The sequence below is a fragment of the Pseudomonas sp. GYB4201 genome (genome assembly GCF_056312595.1).
Genome location: NZ_JBWGIG010000003.1, coordinates 143,969 through 160,585 on the forward strand (window position 1 = coordinate 143,969; position 16,617 = coordinate 160,585).

Here is a 16,617-nt window from a genome sequence, read left to right on the forward strand (position 1 = left end):
TCCCGAGTACAGGAAACGCGCAATGATCCCTAGGAGCTCGCACGCCAGCTCCCATGCCTCAACCGACCTCCCCTGAGTCCTACACAGAATTCAACACACCGTGAGGGAGTGTCCCCAGCAGAAATGCACCAGATGAATTTCCTGGCATTTGTGGACAACCGACTTGCAGTTGATCGCCTGGCACCTCTGGAATTCTGCTACGGGCGATAACTCAGTAGCCTGCTAATTAAATTCTATTCATAAACTGGGTCCCATGCGCGTGACGCGTACAATGCGCACCAGAGTAGCTCACTCGCTGTGTCCGTTATTCAACGCGCCTCACGATTTTCAACCCGAGATTGAGTTGCCCGGCATCGGCCACACGGAGGTACAGGCGAACTCATCTTCAGACCTGATGCGCACCGAAATTCAAAATGCCGAGCCCATTTTGAAAGCGTTGGACGCAAGGCTCGAGGCGGTTGAATTCGACCCGCTTTTGGCATCCAGTGTGGATGCCGCATCTGCTGAGGTCGTTCAGGCTATCGATGAGTTGTTGGCGCCGTTCAGAAGTAATCCGATCCTTGGCCCGCCGGCCATGGACCTGAAGCGCCAGTACCTGGAGACGATTCAGTATCAAGTGCTGGAAGCCAAAGCACACGCGGTCGTTAACAACACCCACTGGCGACCATCTATCTGATGCGCTGGAGCGCCTGTCAAGGCCGGCCTCGGTTAGGACATAATGGAGTATTGAATGAACATAAAGATTGAAGTGAGCGAGAATGGCCGTCAGTGCAAAGTGTGGCTTGACGACCACGGTGTCTCATTTTCGGACGTCAAAAGTGCCGAAGCCTACGCAATCAAGCTTAAAGAAAGACTAGATGCAAAACCCGAAGCGTTCACTCAGCCCGGCTCCCGTTAGAGACTGGTTGTATCAACCAACCTCTTTAATCCAACCGACCGACAAACCAACATCAGCCAGAAGCGTACAAAAATGGACGCTTCCATCTGTGCAGTACCTGGCTTGGCCAACAGCAGACATTCAGGGCCTGAGTGCCACTTCTATCCCACAGGCGCCCACCCAAGGCATACCGGCCCAGGAAAGAGCAGCATCAACAGCCACCCTGCCCCAAAAAGCCCGATTCCGAACGTTAGATGAGCTATGACACCTCTGCGCCTTGCCACATTCGGTGCCGCTGTCTTCGACGCGGCGATGCCAAAACCGAACATAGGCTGCATGATGAAGAAAGGTGCCATCACACTGATCAAGCCGGTCACCAACGCGGGCATAAGGGAGGGGTTACAGATCCAGGCAAGCCCTTGGGCACCGATGAGCACCATCGCAAGACGCTGCCAATAATGAAATAGAACACCCAGCCAACCAGGCGCTCATTCCGGACACGTTGCGCAGTCACGATCGAGGCATGACGAAACCGCCCATGTACCATATGGCCCAACCAACGACCGACGAGCCTATAGTCAATCGACGCCAAGCCAAATACCCGCGTTTGAATAAAGGCCGATACGTCCATAATCAGCGTGGGTTCCGTTCCAACGAACAGAATGCCCAGTGCCGTCTCACCTACTCCCATGATATTTCCCCTTGCCTTCAGCCTGTTTTGGCGGTTTGATCCTGGCAGTCTGCAAGCTAAAGTCGACTTGAAGTCAAGCATGAAAGAGATGGATATCGGTGAAATGGCACGACGTTCCGGTCTGCCGTCTTCAACCCTGCGGTATTACGAAGAAAAAGGGCTTATCTGCTCGATAGGTCGTCGTGGCCTGAGCCGCGCATACCGGCTGCTCTGGAAGTCAGCCAGGGGGTTCGCGCGGAAGTAATGTGGTTAGACAGTCCACCATACGCTGGATAAGAGGGTCAGTCACCTGCTTGACAGAAGGGATGGGAGGAATAACCGGATGTTGGTGTAGATCCTCAAAGTCTTCGACCTGCTTCTTCACTTCAATTTCAATACTGTTATCAGCCTTCGTCGTGGCCACGGCAATAAAACCGTTATCCAGTGGATGGACGTATTCACCCGCCTGCACCCCCGGATAGTTAACGGCAGGCTGAAAATCACCCCAGACCGCTATCAGCCTGACCGAGGCGTCAATCCACGGCCGAGCATCCGGAACGAGCAGCCCATACAGGTTAATCAAAATAATGCCGCTTAACAGCGCGCCCACCGAATGCCCCTGCACATCGGTGAAGCTGAGCTTGGCTGGCGCTACAGTGTCCCACGCTTTGCGCAGGTACGGCAGCAGGTTGAAAATGTTCAACAGGCTCGCAATGACAGACAGCGGAATCAATAACAATGATCCTAGCCCTACACCGATCAACAGCACCAAGCCAAACAGGCAAAACAGGAAGGCCCCCAAGAGAATCCAGGCAGGAATATAGAAGGCAAGCACGAGAAATCCGACCGTGATATCAAACGATTGTGGTGGCAACCCCAGTGCGCCCGCTACAACCCATCTGGAAATGACGGTGGATATCAACAGCACCAATAGATGCAGCAGAATAACGGGCATTTTGGCAAACGGCTTATCCCATACAGAAATAAACCAGCGGTATAGACGCAAGCACACAAACACAAAGCCCGCGACAAACCCTATGGACGCAATTAAAATAGCGTTATTTAGTACTGAAAACCCCATGAACGCTGACAAGAACGCTCCAAGCACTGTGACAATGACGGAAAAACTGTAAAAACGCCCCGACCAGGTCATCGCCCGAAACTTGACCTTCAACTGCTCAACCTCCACCATCTTTTCCCTCCAATTTTTCAGCACTCTTATCTAAATCCGTTGGCTATTCGCAGGCATTCTGCCCCGAGCCTCGTTAGCCCTTGAAGTGGCAGGGCTTTTGCTAAAGTAGCACCTCAGCCTCAACGAGCCGGATATCGTGAAACTCCACCAAATCAAAGCCCTGGTCGCCATCAATCAATGCGGCAGTATCAATGAAGCGTCGCAAGTGCTGCACGTCACCCAACCAGCCCTGAGCCGCGCCATCAAGGAACTGGAACAGGAGCTGGGACTGACCCTGCTGCAACGTTCCTACAAGGGCATGTCGCTGACCGAGGAAGGAAGACGTGTGATCCGCCATGCACAGATGATGGTGGAGAGCATGCGGCGGCTGCAGGTGGAGGTCGATAACATCCACGACGTGGCCGTGGGCGAAGTGTCAGTCGGCGTGACCTCGCTGACGGCCATGCTGCCGGGGTTCGAGGCCTGCCTGAACGCGTTCCGCACCCGCAACCCCAGGGTGCGGCTCAAGATCGTCGAACAGCGCCCCAGCGTCATCGTGCAGCGCGTGCGCGACGGGACCCTGGACTTCGCCCTGACGTCGCAGCAGAACACCCAGCGCCTGAACCTGGATTGGGAAGCGGTGCAGCGCATCAAGGGCTCGGTGGTGTGCAGCGCCGACAACCCCTTGCGCCATGCACGGTCCCTGCGGCAGCTGCAGCACGCGCACTGGATCAGCCTGGATGAAGTGGATGACCGCTCTTCGCAGTTCTATCAGATGTTCGAGGTGAACGACATCCACACCCCACAGCGGGTGACCGAGTGCACGGCGGTGCTGCTGGCGCTGAACCTGGTGAAGAGCGCCGACGCCTTCATGACCCTCAGCCGGGTGGCCACTGCCGCTACCTCGGCGCAAAGTATCCACGACCTGGTATGGGTGGATGTTGATGAACTGGTCCCCGACTATCCGATTTACCTGGTATGCGTGGATCGGCACTCGCTGACTTCGCCCGCGAAGGATTTCTTTCTGAGCCTGAAAACCAGGCTGGCGGCGGAGGCCAGCCCGGAGTAACGCTGCGCGATCGCTGGACATCGTGGGCACCACGACGCAGCCTTCGGCAGCTGCTACAGGGGCGCGGTTGGATTTTAGAAATGGTAATACGTGCCGATGGCCAGGTTCTGGGGGTCATCGCCTGCCTCGTTCATTCGGATACCGGCGTAGGTAACCGATGAGTTGGGCTGGTTGCTGATGAAACCGATCCGGCCATAGACGGCCCAGTTGGGCTTGAGGAAGTGGTCGTAGCCCAACATCACGCCAAAGGCATCCTTGTCACCGAACTCGATCTCGCGCTTGACCACTGACAGCCGCGCCACGTCGGCCTTGCCGACCGGGGCAGAGAAGCCTGCCGACCAGGCGGTCATGCTGGGTGTGCCGCTGTAGTCCACGTCCTGGCGTTGCCAGCTGAGGCTGGCAGCCACCGGCCCGAAGTCATAGAAGGCCGACGCCGCCTTGATGTAGTTGTGGGTCTGGCGCTCGGTGCCGTCGTCATTCCAGGGGTCGCTGAGGTAATCGTTGTAGGACGCCAACAGAATCCACTTGGCATCGCTGTACTGCACGCTCATGCCTTTGCCGCGCACGGTACTGCCGGTGCTGGCAGCGTCATTGAAGCCAAAGCTGACCGCGGTGCCGACGCTGAATCCGCCGAACTTGGGCGTGGTGTAAGCCAGGGTATGCTTGGGGCGCAGGTCCAGGTAGTACGAGCCTTTGCCTGACGGCGGCGCCGTCAGGTAGGTATAGGGCGAGCCGTACACCGCCAGGAAGGGGTCGGCGAACGTGGGCGGCCCCATGCCGTAGGTCTTGCCGAACTCCAGCTTCCCGTATTGCCGCGAGCGCAGGGCCACGGTGGCCAGCCGCAAGGTGCCTACCTCTTTCCAGTGCTGGTCCAGGGAGTCGCCGTTAAGGTTGAAGCCTTCCTCCACGTCCGCCTCGAACACCGTGTCGGGGTTGATGGCCTTGCGCATGTACAGGCCAAGCTTGTTGGTCCAGGCGCCACCGCCCGCCAGGCGGTAGCCCGAGAAGTGGCCCGAATCCTGGTAGCTGACGAAGGCGTCCAGGGTGCCGTAGACCTTTAGCTTGTCGTCGTAGCCCTTGTCGACGTTGTAGTAGCCGAAACCGGGCGCAATGCGGGCGATGGCTGGAAAGCCGTCGGCCTGGGCTGCCAGCGGCAAACCGATGCCCAACACAAGTGACGCCATGGATGTTGCACACACGGGGGACCTGCTCATGCCAACGCTCCTGATACCAAAGGAAGAGGTGGCACCAGCGTTCCTTAAATTAAAAGCCAGCGGAAATTACCCTTGTGATAACGCTATGCCGTTTGGTTAAAACGTTTCCCGCAATCAGCCGGGCTTCAGCGGCCATGGAGCAGCCGTGAGCGGCACTTTCACCCGCCCTGCTGTGCCAACGGCTCCATATCACAACGTGAACGGCTACCTTTCGGTGCAGCAACCCCTGCTAGGGAAGTACCCTGCACTGCCATGAGGCAATTACACCTACCCGTCGCCTGCCAGCTATGCCGAATAGTTAACTTACTGCAAAACCGCTAAGTGATTCGTTGTCCCTGTTATTCGATAGTGCTCATCATCACGCATACCCCTTGGGAGACAGTCATGAGCACCCTGCATTCGGACACCCCACTGACAGCCGCCGTGCGTCAGCCTGATCGCATCACACGGGGGGCGCGCAAAGCGACCCTGGCCTGCGCGCTGGGCAATGCCCTGGAGATGTATGACTTCACCATCTACAGCTTCTTCGCCGTCATCATCGCCAAAAACTTTTTCCCCGCCCAATCGCCGATCGCCTCGTTGCTGATGTCGCTGACTGCCTTCGGCGCAGGCTTCCTGATGCGGCCGGTAGGCGCCCTGGTTATAGGCCGGCTGGCCGACCGCAAGGGCCGCAAGGCAGCCTTGAGCCTGACCATCTTCCTCATGACCCTGGGCACCGCCTTGATCGCCTTCGCCCCAAGCTACCAACAGATGGGCGTGTTCGGCACCTTGATGCTGGTGGCCGGGCGCTTGACTCAGGGCTTTTCCGCGGGCGGCGAAATAGGCACGTCCTCGGTGATGCTGATGGAGTCGACCTCCACCGCCAACCGCTGCCGCAACGTCAGCTGGCAGTCCGCCAGCCAGGGGTATGCCGCCCTCGTCGGTGCCAGCGTCGGTTTGCTGTTGACCAGCGTACTCAGCCCCGAACAGCTGGATAACTGGGGCTGGCGGTTGCCGTTCACCCTGGGCCTGCTGATTGGCCCGGTGGGCTGGTACATTCGCCGCTGCGTGCCCGAGACCTTCGAGCCCACGCCACAGGTCAAACAGCACTGGCGCCAGGCCATTGATGTGCGCAACATCGTCCTGTCCTCCGGCCTGCTGGCCAGCGGCACCATCGGCATGTACCTGTTCATCTTCTACATGCCCTCCTACCTCATCACCACCCTGCACTACCCACAACGCAGCGCGCTAGCCATTGCCTGCGTGGCCAGCGCCTGCCTGGCGGTGATTTCCCCTATCGCCGCGCGTTATGCCGATCGTCACCAGATGCGCAAGAAACTCCTGGCCTGGACCATTACCCTGCCGGTGCTGGCCGCCTGGCCTGCGCTGTACCTGTTGTCGCACACCACTAACCTCTACGCCGCCATGCTGATCGTCGCGCTGCTGGTACTGCCCGGCTGCGTGGGCTGCGGCGCGTTCCTGGCCATCATCATGGAAGCCTTCGCCAAGCATCAGCGTGGGTTGGGCATGTCGGTGAGCTACAGCATCGGCGTGACCCTGTTCGGTGGTTTCTCGCCCCTGATTGCCGCCTGGCTGACCTCAACCCTCAATGACCCACTGGCCCCAGCGTTCTATTTGCTGGCCGGTGGCGCCGTGAGCCTTGTTTGCCTGAAATTGTTCCCTGAAAACACTGGAAGAGCCTGACCGATGAATATTCAAGCCAAACACACCGCTGCTGAATACGACGTTGACAGTTTCATTGCCATTCGCCACCAGATCCATGCTGCGCCGGAGCTGGGGCTCGATACCCCGGCCACTGCCGAACTGGTCAGCTCGCTGCTGGAACAGTGGGGGTACAATGTACACCGTGGCATCGGCGGCCATGGCGTGGTGGGCGTGCTGAAGAAAGGCGACGGCCAACGCCGCATCGGCCTGCGCGCTGACATGGACGCCCTGCCCATGCAAGAGAAAAACCCCTTTGCCCACGCCAGCAAGATCCCCAACCGCATGCACGCCTGCGGCCATGACGGTCATACCGCGATTCTGCTGGCTGCCGCCCACCGACTCGCCACCAGTACCGACTTCGACGGCACCCTAAACCTGATTTTCCAGCCAGACGAAGAAGGCCTGTGCGGCGCCAAGGCGATGATGGATGACGGCCTGTTCACCCGCTTCCCGTGCGACGCCATTTTCGCCCTGCACAACATGCCTGGCTACCCGGTGGGCACCGCGGTGATTCAACCCGGCCCGAACATGGCCTCCTCGGAGCGCGTAAGCATTACCGTCACCGGCAAAGGCGGCCACGGCGCCATGCCGGAGCTGTCCATCGACCCGGTGCCGGTGGTGGCCAGCCTGATCAACGCGATTCAGACCATTAAGTCGCGCAACCTGGCGCCTGAGGAATTCGCGGTAATCAGCATCGGCATGATCCAGGCCGGCAGCGTGTACAACATCATCCCCAACGAAGCCTCGATGCTGATCAGCGTGCGCACCGATACCCTGGACACCCAGGCCAAGATCAACCAGCGGCTAGAAGAAATAGTGCAGGGCCACGAAGCCCTGTTCAATGTCAGCATTGATATGGAATTCACTCCGCTGGCCCCGGCACTGATCAACAGCGAGGCCGAAACCGCGTTCGTGCAAAAGAGCCTGGCGCCGCTGTTCGCAGACGGCAAGATCAATACCCGTGGGCGCAAGGTCATGGGCACCGAAGACTTCGCCTGGATGCTGACCCAGGTGCCGGGCTGCTATTTCATGCTGGGCAATGGCGAGGGCGAATTCCACGGCTGTTCGGTACACAACCCGCATTACGACTTCAATGACGAGTTGATCAGCCTGGGCACCCAGTGCTGGGAAAAGCTGGTGGGCGATTTTCTGCGTTGATCACTCGTAGCCCTGCCGAAGGCTGCGCGGTCCCGTATCCTCACTGAAGATATTCAGCGTCAGGGCCTGCGCAGCCCGCCGGCAGCGGCTGCAGCCGCCAGGCCACGTCCGCGGGCACACCGCCTTGGCAGGTGTAATGCTTGAGCCCCGGACGGTTCTTCCAAAAACCTACCACGACAACACCTGCTTCCCGACGTCACGCCGCAGCCTCGCTACGTCAATCAACGCCAACAGCCCGATCACCGCAATCCCCACGAACGCCCAGCGAAAATTGCTGACCTGAAGGCATCGCCGTTACCCTGCACTTTCATCGCCAACTGCAACAGCAATGCCGAAGCCACCATCCCCAGCGCCATGCCCAGCTGGGGAACAGGATGAACAAGGTAGACGCAAACGGCGATGGTGAAATTGTTCAAGGCACACGCGTGAATGGCTTACTCAATGGCCGCCAGCGCGTCCGCCACCACCTTCAAATCAAGCTCCCCGTCGGGAGTGCTGACGGCCACCGAACCAATCACCACGCCGTTGTGACGAATAGGCTCGCCCCCCGGCAGTGGCGCCATGCCGGGTACTGCCACGGTCACCAGCTTGTTCTGGTTGAGCATCTTGTAGAAGGTGTTGGTGGTTTCCTGGAACCGCGCCGCTGTCCTCACTTTGGCTTCGGCCGACTCCAGGCAATCGGGGGCCGAGCCTTCCTGACGCTGCATGAACAGCAATTGGCCGTCAGCATCGGCCACGGCAATGCAGCCCTTAGTGTGGTTCAGCGCCATGGACTTCTTCGCCGCGTCGACGATCTTCTGCACGTCGCTGTCCTGCAGCACCGGTACGTTGGTGATGGCGCTGGCCTGGGTGGCGAAGCCGGTGAGCAGGAGCGCAGCGGCCAGGGCTGCGGCGGTTTTTTTACACAGTGTTTTCATGGTCATCTCTTTCTAATCGATACGGTAACGTGTCACCGGGTGCAACGCGCAGGATCGTAAAGCAGTCACATCTGGCTGCATTTAAATAATTGACGGGTTTACGTCAGTGCGGCGCGGTTGGTGCAGCAGCGCACCAGCCATCCAGGCAGCACGCCTTTGGAAAGCAGCCAACCATCGATGGAAAACTTCCCCGCCCCCGTCATCATCACGGAGCCAAACACCACCAGCAGCATCATCACGTATTCCCAGCCACCGCCGCCCGGCGATGCCCAGGCGTACCCACGCGTCCACTCGCCGCCAAAGCCCAGGGTGGCGACCAGGAAATAAACCACGCTGAGCAGTGCACCCGCCCGGGCGAACAGACCCAGGCCAACGCTGATGGCCGAGGCCAGTTCGATCAGCCCGCCCAGCACCACGAACAACCCGGCGCCGTGGGTGATGCCAAACCCTTGGAAACCGTGCTCCAGGGTGTGGAACGAGCCCAGCCCGGCAAACAGTTTTTCCGTGGCATGGCCCAGCTCGTTCAAGCCGAAATACAGGCGCACCAGGGTCATCTGCCACAGCAGCGTCCCCAGCCAGGCGCCTTGCCGGGCTTGATTGCGACGCCAGTCACTGGCCAAGCAGTCCATGAACTGCAGCACTAGCACCACGGTGGCCAGGCTTGCCACCCACATCAACACCAGCGCGCCATTCATGGCCGCCACACGCCAGGTGATGAGAAAGCCCAGCATGGAAATCAGGTAGCCCAGGGTGAACACCCGTGGGGTCAGCCACACCGCCGACACCAGCGCCAGGCCTGACCACAGGGCGGCCGACCAGGCGGCAAAATCGGGCAACGAGCCGTTGCCCCAACCACAGTAAAGCGCTGCAAGCCAAGTGGCCGCCAAGACAAGGCGGGCCAGGGTAGACGGCACGTGAGACGGTGCTAGCACGCAATAGTCGCCGGCGCTGATGCCGTCGACAATGCCAGCGACCAGAAGAGGTTTGTTCATGACTGCACCTGTTTAAATATCAGCCGACGATGGTCGCCCGACAGTGCTGTCAGACGACCGTTGGCTCAGTTGAAAGTAGCGGAGACGTCTTCGGCGAGCTTCTGCTCGGTCAGGTCGGTGTCACCACTGATACCGACACTGCCCACCACCGCGCCCCCGTGCTTGAGCACCACCCCGCCCACTGCCGGCAAGATGCCAGGAATGGTGCCTATGGCCAGGTTTTCCTTGCGGGCCAGGTCGTAAAAGGTGATGGTGTTGATGGCGAAACGGGCCGCCGAGGTCGCCTTGGCAATCGAGGCCTCCACACACCCTGCGTAGGCTCCCTGCATGCGCGTGAACGCCAGCAAGTGCCCATCGGCGTCAGTGACTGCGATACAGATTTTCATGTGCCGTTCAAGAGCCAGTTGAGTCGTTTTTTCCGCCAGTTGCAGGGCAGCAGCAGTCGAGACGTTGGGTTGGGAGACCACCGAATCGGCGGTTGCTGCGTGGGCCAACGTTGACAACAGCATGGCAAGGGTCAAGGCGGTGCCAGGTATTATTGTTTTCATGGTCAAGCATCTCTTTTGGTTTGGTAAAGCCGCGTCTATCGCCTGGAATACCAGCCAAGGCCGCGTTCCAGGCGCGGTGAATTACAGGACAATCGAGACCGAAACTACGAGGCCGCAGCAGGGACTTTCTCGCGGGAGCCCAGCGCCGGCGGCAACTGCACCTTGAAAATCTTGAACGGCAGTTGCAGCGCACTCTTGCCGCCCGGCCCGCGGTTGGCGGCCATGCGCGCGCTTTGCGGCACGGGGATGTACAGCTCGCGCTGGTGGGAGATGAACAGCGCATCCGGGTTCCACAGCCGCGGATCCTCGACCACCACGCGCAGGGCGCCGTCAGGTGCCAGCACGGTCACCCGCGGCTTGTCGTATTCGGCTAGGTACAGGTTGCCGGCGCTGTCCATCCCCGTACCCGTCAGGGGGCCAGTGTCGTAGACGAACTGTACCTGCGTGCCAAGGGCTTGCTCGCTCAGCCGGGCGTCACGCAGCCCAGCAGTGGGCACCCGCCACAACGGGCCGCTCAGGGCCTGGTAGTACAACCACTGGCCGTCGGGGCTGATCTCGATGGGGTCTGAATGCACCTGGTGGTCGCTGCCATCGGGCATCAGCAGCGGCTGGCCGTCCTCGCCGAAAGGTCGGCGCTCGGGCAGCATCTTGGTGGAGGGGTGATCGGCCAGGCGGCGCAACGAAGCGCCCGTGCGCAGGTTGATGACAATGATCGCCCCCAACCCCGAATCGGTCACGTAGGCATGCTCGCTGTCCAGCCGCAGGTCATTGAGGTTGGCCCCGGCCGGCAGCACATGTTCGGGCAGCGTAATGCTGCGCAACAGCTTGCCGGTGCGGGTGTCGAACTGCAGGATCTTTTGCGCCGTGTTGATGCCCTTGGGGCCGGCGTCCTCGCCCTGGTCGATGGCCCACAAGGTGTCGTCGTCGAAGATATGAATGGTGTTGATCTTCACCAGCGCCTGGGCACTGGGCTTGCCCGGCGCCCAGGCGTTCCAGTCGCCACCGGGAAATGGCTTCAGGCTGCCATCCTTCAGCACCTCGGCAATGGACGGGGTGCGCTCGAAGCCGGGCCAGCGCGGCAGGCCCACGAACAGGCGCCCGTCGGTGGTCAATGCCACGGCGTTGCACAACCAGTCCAGGCTGGCCACCTCGGTCAGCGGCTGGCCAGCGCGCAGCAACGCAGCGGCCTGGGCCAAGGGGCCATCGGCCAGGGCAAAGGCGCCGCCGGCGAGCAGCGAGGCGCGGCAGAAATGTCGTCGATTCAGCATCTTTTTTATTTTCCTTGTGGGATGAAACGTGAAATCAGCGTGCCGGCGCTGGCTGCAGCCCCTCCTCGGGCGGCGCGGTGGGCGCAGGCTCGTCGGGCCGCTGCAACGGGCCGACGATAAACAGGTAACTGACGAACGCCCCCGCCGCGTTCAGCGCCACGTAGATCAACGCGCCGTTGAACGAGCCCATGGCCTGCACCATGTAGCCGATCACCACCGGGGTGACGATGCCGGCGAGGCTGCCGAAGGTGTTGAAGATGGCGCCGTTCATGCCCGCGCTGCGCTTGGGCGACACGTCGGCGATAATTGCCCAGCCCAGGGCGCCCATGCCCTTGCCGAAGAACGCCAGGGTCATGAACAGCACCACCAGCAGGTCGGTCTGCACGTAGTTGCAGAGGATCATGCTCATGGACAGGGCCATGCCGATGAAGATCGGCAGCTTGCGCGCCAGGGTCAGCGACAGGCCCTTGCGCAGCATCAAGTCCGAGACCAGCCCACCGCTGATGCCACCGATGAAGCCGAAGATCGCCGGCACCGCCGCCAGCAGGCCGGCGTTGAGGATCGACAGGCCACGCTGCTGCACCAGGTACACCGGAAACCAGGTCAGGAAGAAAAACGTCAGGGTGCTGATGCAGAACTGCGCCAGGTAAATGCCCAGGAACATGCGCTGGCCCAACAAGGCCCGGGCGCTGGCCCAGGTCTGGCGCCAACCGTCCGCCTTGTCGGCCTGCGCAGGCTTTTCCCGCAGGCTGGCGCCGCCATTACGCAAGGTGTCCAGCTCCACCGCGCTCAAGGCCGGGTGCTCAACGGGCGCCTTGATGCGGGCAATGAACACGATGCCAATGGCCACCCCGGCCACGCCCATCACATAGAAAATCCACGGCCAGCCCCAACGGGTAGAGATCCACGCCAGCAGCGGCGTGAACACCACGGCGGCGAAGTACTGCGAGGCGTTGAAGATCGACGTCGCCGTGCCGCGCTCGGCGGTGGGGAACCACATCGAGACAATTTTACTGTTGGCCGGAAAGCACGGCGCCTCGGCCACCCCGACCAGGAAACGCAGGGCAAACACCGCGAAGAACGCTATGCCCACGGGCATCACCGCGACACTGCCAATCGCGGCCGTCAGCACGGACCAGGCGATGATCGCCACGCCCAGCACCTTGATGCTGCCAAAGCGGTCGATGGCCAGGCCGCCCGGCAACTGCAGCAGCATGTAGGCCCAGGCGAAGGCCGAGAACAGCCAGCCCATCTCGCCGTGCCTCAGGCCCAGTTCCTGGGACACGCTGGCCCCGGCCACCGACAGCGTGGCGCGGTCGCCCTGGTTGACCAGCATCATGATGAACAGCAGCGCGATCACTTCGTAGCGGCGGTGCTGGGCGATGAAACGGCGAAGAGAATCTATTTTTTTCATTGTGTTCTCGATCCCGGAAAGTAGAGGTCAGGTCAGCGGCGGGTTTCCCGGATGATGGCGTCGGGACGCTGCTTGACCTCGGGGCGCAGCGCAGTGCCCAACCCCGGCCGGGTAGGCGCGGCGGCGAAACCGGCGGTGATCTGCGGCAAATGGGTGACCAACTCGCCGTACCAGGTGGACAGCGACGCCCGCACCACTTCCTGCAGCACCGCCGTGGGCGCATGCAGGCCCAGTTGCAGGCCGGCGAACAGCGCGACCGGGCCGGTGCAGTCGTGGGGTGCCAACGGCTTGTTGTAGGCCTGGGCCAGGGCGGCTATCTTGCGTGCTTCGGTGAAGCCGCCGCACCACACCAGGTCCAGCATCAGGTAATCCAGGCTGCCGGCGTTGAGCAGGTCGCGGTAGGCCACGCTGCCGCCCAGGGTTTCGCTGGCGCAGATCGGCACCCGCGTTCGACGGCGCAGGTCGGCCAGGGCCTGGGCGTCGTCCATCTTGCACAACGGGTCTTCGACCCAATACACGTCGAATGCGTCCAGCGCCTGGCAGATGCGCAAGGCCGCCGCGCTATCCCACAGACTGTGCAGCTCGCACATGATCTCGATGCGATCACCCACCGCCGCGCGGATCTGGCGGAAGGCTTCGCAGCCCTGGCGTACCTCAGCCAGGCTAATGCTGTTGGCGCCGGCCTGGCGCGCGAAGCGGTCGAACGGCCAGATTTTCATGGCCGTGTAGCCCTCTTCCACCAGGCTCGCCGCCAGGGCACCGGCGTCGCGGCTGAAGGCCAACTGATCGTCATAAGGGCCCTGAGCCGCATCGGCGGCCGTAATCTCGCGGCGGGCGCCTTGTTGGGTGTTGAACTCATAGCCGGCGCAGGTGTTGTAGACACGGATGCTGTCGCGGCAGGCACCGCCCAGGGCTTCATGGATGGGGATGCCATGGCGTTGGCCTTTGAGATCCCATAGGGCAATATCCACGGCGCTGGCCGCACGGATCTCGGCGCTGGCGCTGTGGTAGCCGACATAAGGGGTGGTCAGCTCCAGGGAGATGGCTTCGATCTGCCGTGAATTACGACCGATCAGTCCAGGGGCGATCAGTTCATGCACTGCCGCCTCCACAGTGGCGGCGCCACGAAAGGTTTCGCCGAGGCCGATCAGGCCTTCGTCGGTTTCGATCTCAAGCCAGATCAGCTTGGGGCGTTGGGGCAGGCGCAGCGTTCTTACACAGGTGATGGTCGACATTTGTTGTTATCCCAAGACTGCTTCAGGGGTAATGGTATCGTTACCATTTGTGCTTTAAACGCTAGGGCGCGCGGATTTCAAATACAAGCGCAGAATTCGAAAGTGACGGGAAAACGTCAAAATGATGAGATCGCCGATGCGGTTTCCCGGAGGCACCGTGGCGCGCCCGGACGCCGCCTGGCGGCAGCTGCTACAGGTGGTTCGCGCGCCGTAGAGCGGCCGCCAGGCCGCGTCCGAATACAGCGCGGTGGGTCAGGCGGTGGTGCTGTCGCGCTGTATCAGGGTGAAACCGATGTCGGTTACCTGACCACCGCCGCCCTGCCCCTGCAAGCGATCCAGCAGCATCTGCGCCGCCGTCTCGCCCATCAGCGCGCCATCGATGCGCACCGTCGACAGCGCCGGAAAGGTGTGGGCAGCAAAGCTCATGTCGCCAAACCCCATCACCGCCAGTTGCTCCGGCACCCGGACGCCGCGCGCCGCTGCTTCGGTAAGCACGCCGTGGGCAATGGTGTCCGAGGTGCAGACCACCGCCAACGGCTCGGCGGGCGTCGGTGGCTGCTGCCACAACGCATCCAGGCCCATCCGCCCCATGGCCAGGGTCGGCGTGCCGGGGTAGATCTGCCGCCTTACCGCACTCACGCCCTGCTCGGCCAGCGCGCGGGTGAAACTTTCGGCGCGGCGCAGCCCGCGCGGGTCGTCCACCGCCAGCAGGGCGAACTGCCGGTAGCCCTGGGCGAACAACTGCAACGCCACGGCCCTGCCCGCCTGTTCATGGGAAAAGCCCACCAGCATGTCGATGGGCTCGGGCGTCAGGTCCCAGGTCTCCACCACCGGCACCCCCGCGGCACGCAGGCGGGTGCGGCTGGCCGGCGTGTGCAGCGTGCCGGTCAGGATAATCCCGTCGGGCCGGCGGCTGAGAATCACCTCCAGCAGCTCCTGTTCGTGCTCGCGCTCATAGCCCGACACCCCCAGCAGCACCTGGTAACCGGCCTGGGCGAGGCGGTCGTTGATGGCCTGGAAGGTGTCGGAAAAGATCGGGTTGGTGACCATCGGCATCACCACCGCCACCAGCCGGCTGCGGCTGGAGCGCAGTGCGCCGGCCAGGCGGTTCTGCACATAACCGGTCTGTTCGATGGCGCGCTGGACCTTGAGGCGCGTGGTGCTGCGCACGGTGTCGGGCTGGTTGAGGCAGCGCGACACGGTCATGGGCGCCACCCCCGCCAGCCGCGCCACGTCGCTGAGCGTCACCGCACCGCGAGGGGCGTCGTTATTGTCGGGTGGCAGGCCGGCCATGGTGTGCTCGCAGCAAGGGTGGTGGGCCCGATGCTACCAGTGCGCCTGGCCCAGGGCGAGGCCGATGGCGCGCGCAGGCCTTGAGGGGAAAGCGTCAAAGAGTTAGTGGCGTGGTGATATGCCGCACCCCTAGACTCGCCCGCCGTGGCTGTGCCAACCCGTCTAGGACGGGCCTTGCGTGCAGCCCCACCTGCAGCGGCGTACTGCACCGTGAGACCTGAGGATAGAGCACATGAAACGAAGAGAGGCCTTGATATCGCTCGTGCAGTTGACTGCCCTGGGCGTGGCCAGCAGCGCAGGCGCCAGCGTCATCAGTTCCCGCACACCGATGCCGGTAGGCACCCAGGCCGATGCCTTGCCCAGGTTGCCACGCAAAGGCGGCCTGGCCTACCTGACACCTGAGGAAGCCAAGGAGGTGGCGGCGATCTTCGACCGCCTGATCCCCGAGGACGAGCTTGGCATTGGCGCCAGTCAGGCGGGCTGCGTGGAATTTATCGACCGCGAACTGGCCGGCGCCTTTGGCCAGGCGGCCAGCGTCTACCGCCTGGGGCCGATCGTGCCCGGCACCCCCGAACAAGGCCCGCAGTTCAAGCAGACACCGGCCGAGCGCTACCGCAGCGGGCTCAAGGACCTGGGCGCGTATTGCCAGGCCCGCTACGGCAAGCCCTTCAGCGGCCTGGACGGCGACAGCCAGGACAGCCTGCTGCGCGACATGGAAAGCGGCGCGCTGAAGCTGCCCAATACCGGCACCGCCGAATTTTTTGCCCTGCTGCTGCAGAACGTGCGCGAAGGCTACCTCGCCGACCCGATGTACGGCGGCAACCGCGGCATGGTGGGCTGGAAGCTGATCGGCTTCCCCGGCGCACGCTATGACTATCGCCCCTACATCCAGAAAAAAGGCGTAGCGCTGAACCTGGAACCGGTGAGCCTGCTCGACCGCGCCTGACCTGTAGCCGCTGCCGAAGGCAGCGCTGGCCAGTGTGCACCCTGAGGATCTTCAGCGAGGTTCAGGGCCAGCGCAGCCGGGCGGCAGTGGCGACAACCCTCTCATTTCTGCCAGCCGGGCACGGCGCCCGGCTGCGCGCGA

18 protein-coding genes and 1 pseudogene are annotated in these 16,617 nt (G+C 61.9%); 7 read left to right on the forward strand and 12 right to left on the reverse strand.

Annotated elements, in window-relative coordinates; all coding sequences use genetic code 11:
- Positions 1-271 precede the first annotated feature (271 nt).
- Together AC0Z2B_RS04085 and AC0Z2B_RS04090 are read left to right on the forward strand one after the other, a co-directional pair.
- Positions 272-676 carry a hypothetical protein gene (locus AC0Z2B_RS04085; protein ID WP_476295246.1) on the forward strand — a complete coding sequence of 135 codons (405 nt, stop codon included), beginning with the start codon at positions 272-274 and terminating at the stop codon, positions 674-676.
- 54 nt (positions 677-730) lie between these two features.
- Complete coding sequence (locus AC0Z2B_RS04090; RefSeq protein ID WP_475505602.1) at positions 731-898, forward strand: hypothetical protein; 168 nt, start codon at positions 731-733, stop codon at positions 896-898.
- Positions 899-1,038: 140 nt separating this feature from the next.
- Here the strand turns inward: AC0Z2B_RS04090 and AC0Z2B_RS04095 are convergent, their stop codons facing one another.
- Both AC0Z2B_RS04095 and AC0Z2B_RS04100 read right to left on the reverse strand, forming a co-directional pair.
- On the reverse strand, positions 1,039-1,317 hold the full coding sequence (locus AC0Z2B_RS04095; protein ID WP_475505603.1) for a DUF2938 family protein: 279 nt from the start codon (positions 1,315-1,317) through the stop codon (positions 1,039-1,041).
- Entirely contained in the window at positions 1,251-1,649 is a 399-nt protein-coding gene (locus AC0Z2B_RS04100) for a DUF2938 family protein (RefSeq protein ID WP_475505604.1), read from the reverse strand. Before AC0Z2B_RS04100 ends, AC0Z2B_RS04095 begins: the two co-directional genes overlap by 67 nt.
- Here AC0Z2B_RS04100 and AC0Z2B_RS04105 point away from each other — a divergent pair.
- Positions 1,648-1,770: pseudogene (locus tag AC0Z2B_RS04105) on the forward strand (MerR family DNA-binding transcriptional regulator); the annotation flags it as partial. The gene AC0Z2B_RS04100 and the pseudogene AC0Z2B_RS04105 sit on opposite strands and share 2 nt — an antisense overlap.
- 15 nt (positions 1,771-1,785) lie before the next feature.
- Here the strand turns inward: AC0Z2B_RS04105 and AC0Z2B_RS04110 are convergent.
- Positions 1,786-2,739 (reverse strand): hypothetical protein, encoded by a 954-nt coding sequence (locus tag AC0Z2B_RS04110; RefSeq protein WP_475505605.1) that lies wholly within the window; start codon positions 2,737-2,739, stop codon positions 1,786-1,788.
- Between the two features lie 136 nt (positions 2,740-2,875).
- Here AC0Z2B_RS04110 and AC0Z2B_RS04115 point away from each other — a divergent pair, with 136 nt between their 5' ends.
- Positions 2,876-3,787, forward strand: a complete 912-nt coding sequence (locus AC0Z2B_RS04115; protein ID WP_475505606.1) for a LysR family transcriptional regulator — start codon at positions 2,876-2,878, stop codon at positions 3,785-3,787.
- Positions 3,788-3,861: 74 nt separating this feature from the next.
- On the opposite strand, the gene AC0Z2B_RS04120 is transcribed toward AC0Z2B_RS04115, so the two are convergent.
- Positions 3,862-4,971 (reverse strand): porin, encoded by a 1,110-nt coding sequence (locus tag AC0Z2B_RS04120; protein WP_475505685.1) that lies wholly within the window; start codon positions 4,969-4,971, stop codon positions 3,862-3,864.
- A gap of 414 nt (positions 4,972-5,385) precedes the next feature.
- Between AC0Z2B_RS04120 and AC0Z2B_RS04125 the strand changes: the two genes are divergently transcribed.
- Both AC0Z2B_RS04125 and AC0Z2B_RS04130 read left to right on the forward strand, forming a co-directional pair.
- Positions 5,386-6,684 carry an MFS transporter gene (locus AC0Z2B_RS04125; protein WP_475505607.1) on the forward strand — a complete coding sequence of 433 codons (1,299 nt, stop codon included), beginning with the start codon at positions 5,386-5,388 and terminating at the stop codon, positions 6,682-6,684.
- Positions 6,685-6,687: 3 nt separating this feature from the next.
- Positions 6,688-7,863, forward strand: a complete 1,176-nt coding sequence (locus AC0Z2B_RS04130) for a M20 aminoacylase family protein (protein ID WP_475505608.1) — start codon at positions 6,688-6,690, stop codon at positions 7,861-7,863.
- Positions 7,864-8,102: 239 nt separating this feature from the next.
- Here the strand turns inward: AC0Z2B_RS04130 and AC0Z2B_RS04135 are convergent, their stop codons facing one another.
- The 8 genes from AC0Z2B_RS04135 to AC0Z2B_RS04170 all read right to left on the reverse strand — a co-directional run bounded on the left by AC0Z2B_RS04135 (position 8,103) and on the right by AC0Z2B_RS04170 (position 15,530).
- A complete protein-coding gene (locus AC0Z2B_RS04135; RefSeq protein WP_475505609.1) occupies positions 8,103-8,279 on the reverse strand; it encodes a hypothetical protein in 177 nt (58 codons plus the stop codon).
- Positions 8,280-8,297: 18 nt separating this feature from the next.
- Positions 8,298-8,780 carry a GlcG/HbpS family heme-binding protein gene (locus AC0Z2B_RS04140; RefSeq protein ID WP_475505610.1) on the reverse strand — a complete coding sequence of 161 codons (483 nt, stop codon included), beginning with the start codon at positions 8,778-8,780 and terminating at the stop codon, positions 8,298-8,300.
- A 98-nt stretch (positions 8,781-8,878) separates the two neighbouring features.
- Positions 8,879-9,772: a DoxX family protein gene (locus AC0Z2B_RS04145; protein ID WP_475505611.1), complete on the reverse strand. Its 894-nt coding sequence runs from the start codon at positions 9,770-9,772 to the stop codon at positions 8,879-8,881.
- A gap of 65 nt (positions 9,773-9,837) precedes the next feature.
- On the reverse strand, positions 9,838-10,320 hold the full coding sequence (locus tag AC0Z2B_RS04150; RefSeq protein ID WP_476295364.1) for a GlcG/HbpS family heme-binding protein: 483 nt from the start codon (positions 10,318-10,320) through the stop codon (positions 9,838-9,840).
- A gap of 104 nt (positions 10,321-10,424) precedes the next feature.
- Complete coding sequence (locus AC0Z2B_RS04155; protein WP_476295247.1) at positions 10,425-11,588, reverse strand: L-dopachrome tautomerase-related protein; 1,164 nt, start codon at positions 11,586-11,588, stop codon at positions 10,425-10,427.
- 34 nt (positions 11,589-11,622) lie between these two features.
- Entirely contained in the window at positions 11,623-13,002 is a 1,380-nt protein-coding gene (locus AC0Z2B_RS04160; RefSeq protein ID WP_475505613.1) for an MFS transporter, read from the reverse strand.
- Positions 13,003-13,034: 32 nt separating this feature from the next.
- Positions 13,035-14,237 carry a mandelate racemase/muconate lactonizing enzyme family protein gene (locus AC0Z2B_RS04165; protein ID WP_475505614.1) on the reverse strand — a complete coding sequence of 401 codons (1,203 nt, stop codon included), beginning with the start codon at positions 14,235-14,237 and terminating at the stop codon, positions 13,035-13,037.
- Between the two features lie 252 nt (positions 14,238-14,489).
- The gene (locus AC0Z2B_RS04170; RefSeq protein ID WP_476295248.1) at positions 14,490-15,530 is read right to left on the reverse strand and encodes a LacI family DNA-binding transcriptional regulator; all 1,041 of its coding nucleotides are present in this window, start codon (positions 15,528-15,530) and stop codon (positions 14,490-14,492) included.
- A 232-nt stretch (positions 15,531-15,762) separates the two neighbouring features.
- Between AC0Z2B_RS04170 and AC0Z2B_RS04175 the strand changes: the two genes are divergently transcribed.
- Positions 15,763-16,476, forward strand: coding sequence for a gluconate 2-dehydrogenase subunit 3 family protein (locus AC0Z2B_RS04175; RefSeq protein ID WP_476295250.1), 714 nt, complete (start codon positions 15,763-15,765; stop codon positions 16,474-16,476).
- Positions 16,477-16,617 lie beyond the last annotated feature (141 nt).

Bases quoted from the DNA above. Each gene is read 5' to 3' on its own strand.
- AC0Z2B_RS04120 (WP_475505685.1), bottom strand. From the start codon at position 4,971: ATGGCGTCACTTGTGTTGGGCATCGGTTTGCCGCTGGCAGCCCAGGCC.
- AC0Z2B_RS04095 (WP_475505603.1), bottom strand. From the start codon at position 1,317: ATGGTGCTCATCGGTGCCCAAGGGCTTGCCTGGATCTGTAACCCCTCC.
- AC0Z2B_RS04175 (WP_476295250.1), top strand. From the start codon at position 15,763: ATGAAACGAAGAGAGGCCTTGATATCGCTCGTGCAGTTGACTGCCCTG.
- AC0Z2B_RS04140 (WP_475505610.1), bottom strand. From the start codon at position 8,780: ATGAAAACACTGTGTAAAAAAACCGCCGCAGCCCTGGCCGCTGCGCTC.
- AC0Z2B_RS04150 (WP_476295364.1), bottom strand. From the start codon at position 10,320: ATGAAAACAATAATACCTGGCACCGCCTTGACCCTTGCCATGCTGTTG.
- AC0Z2B_RS04160 (WP_475505613.1), bottom strand. From the start codon at position 13,002: ATGAAAAAAATAGATTCTCTTCGCCGTTTCATCGCCCAGCACCGCCGC.
- AC0Z2B_RS04090 (WP_475505602.1), top strand. From the start codon at position 731: ATGAACATAAAGATTGAAGTGAGCGAGAATGGCCGTCAGTGCAAAGTG.
- AC0Z2B_RS04165 (WP_475505614.1), bottom strand. From the start codon at position 14,237: ATGTCGACCATCACCTGTGTAAGAACGCTGCGCCTGCCCCAACGCCCC.
- AC0Z2B_RS04100 (WP_475505604.1), bottom strand. From the start codon at position 1,649: ATGCTTGACTTCAAGTCGACTTTAGCTTGCAGACTGCCAGGATCAAAC.
- AC0Z2B_RS04085 (WP_476295246.1), top strand. From the start codon at position 272: ATGCGCACCAGAGTAGCTCACTCGCTGTGTCCGTTATTCAACGCGCCT.
- AC0Z2B_RS04110 (WP_475505605.1), bottom strand. From the start codon at position 2,739: ATGGTGGAGGTTGAGCAGTTGAAGGTCAAGTTTCGGGCGATGACCTGG.
- AC0Z2B_RS04155 (WP_476295247.1), bottom strand. From the start codon at position 11,588: ATGCTGAATCGACGACATTTCTGCCGCGCCTCGCTGCTCGCCGGCGGC.
- AC0Z2B_RS04170 (WP_476295248.1), bottom strand. From the start codon at position 15,530: ATGGCCGGCCTGCCACCCGACAATAACGACGCCCCTCGCGGTGCGGTG.
- AC0Z2B_RS04125 (WP_475505607.1), top strand. From the start codon at position 5,386: ATGAGCACCCTGCATTCGGACACCCCACTGACAGCCGCCGTGCGTCAG.
- AC0Z2B_RS04130 (WP_475505608.1), top strand. From the start codon at position 6,688: ATGAATATTCAAGCCAAACACACCGCTGCTGAATACGACGTTGACAGT.
- AC0Z2B_RS04145 (WP_475505611.1), bottom strand. From the start codon at position 9,772: ATGAACAAACCTCTTCTGGTCGCTGGCATTGTCGACGGCATCAGCGCC.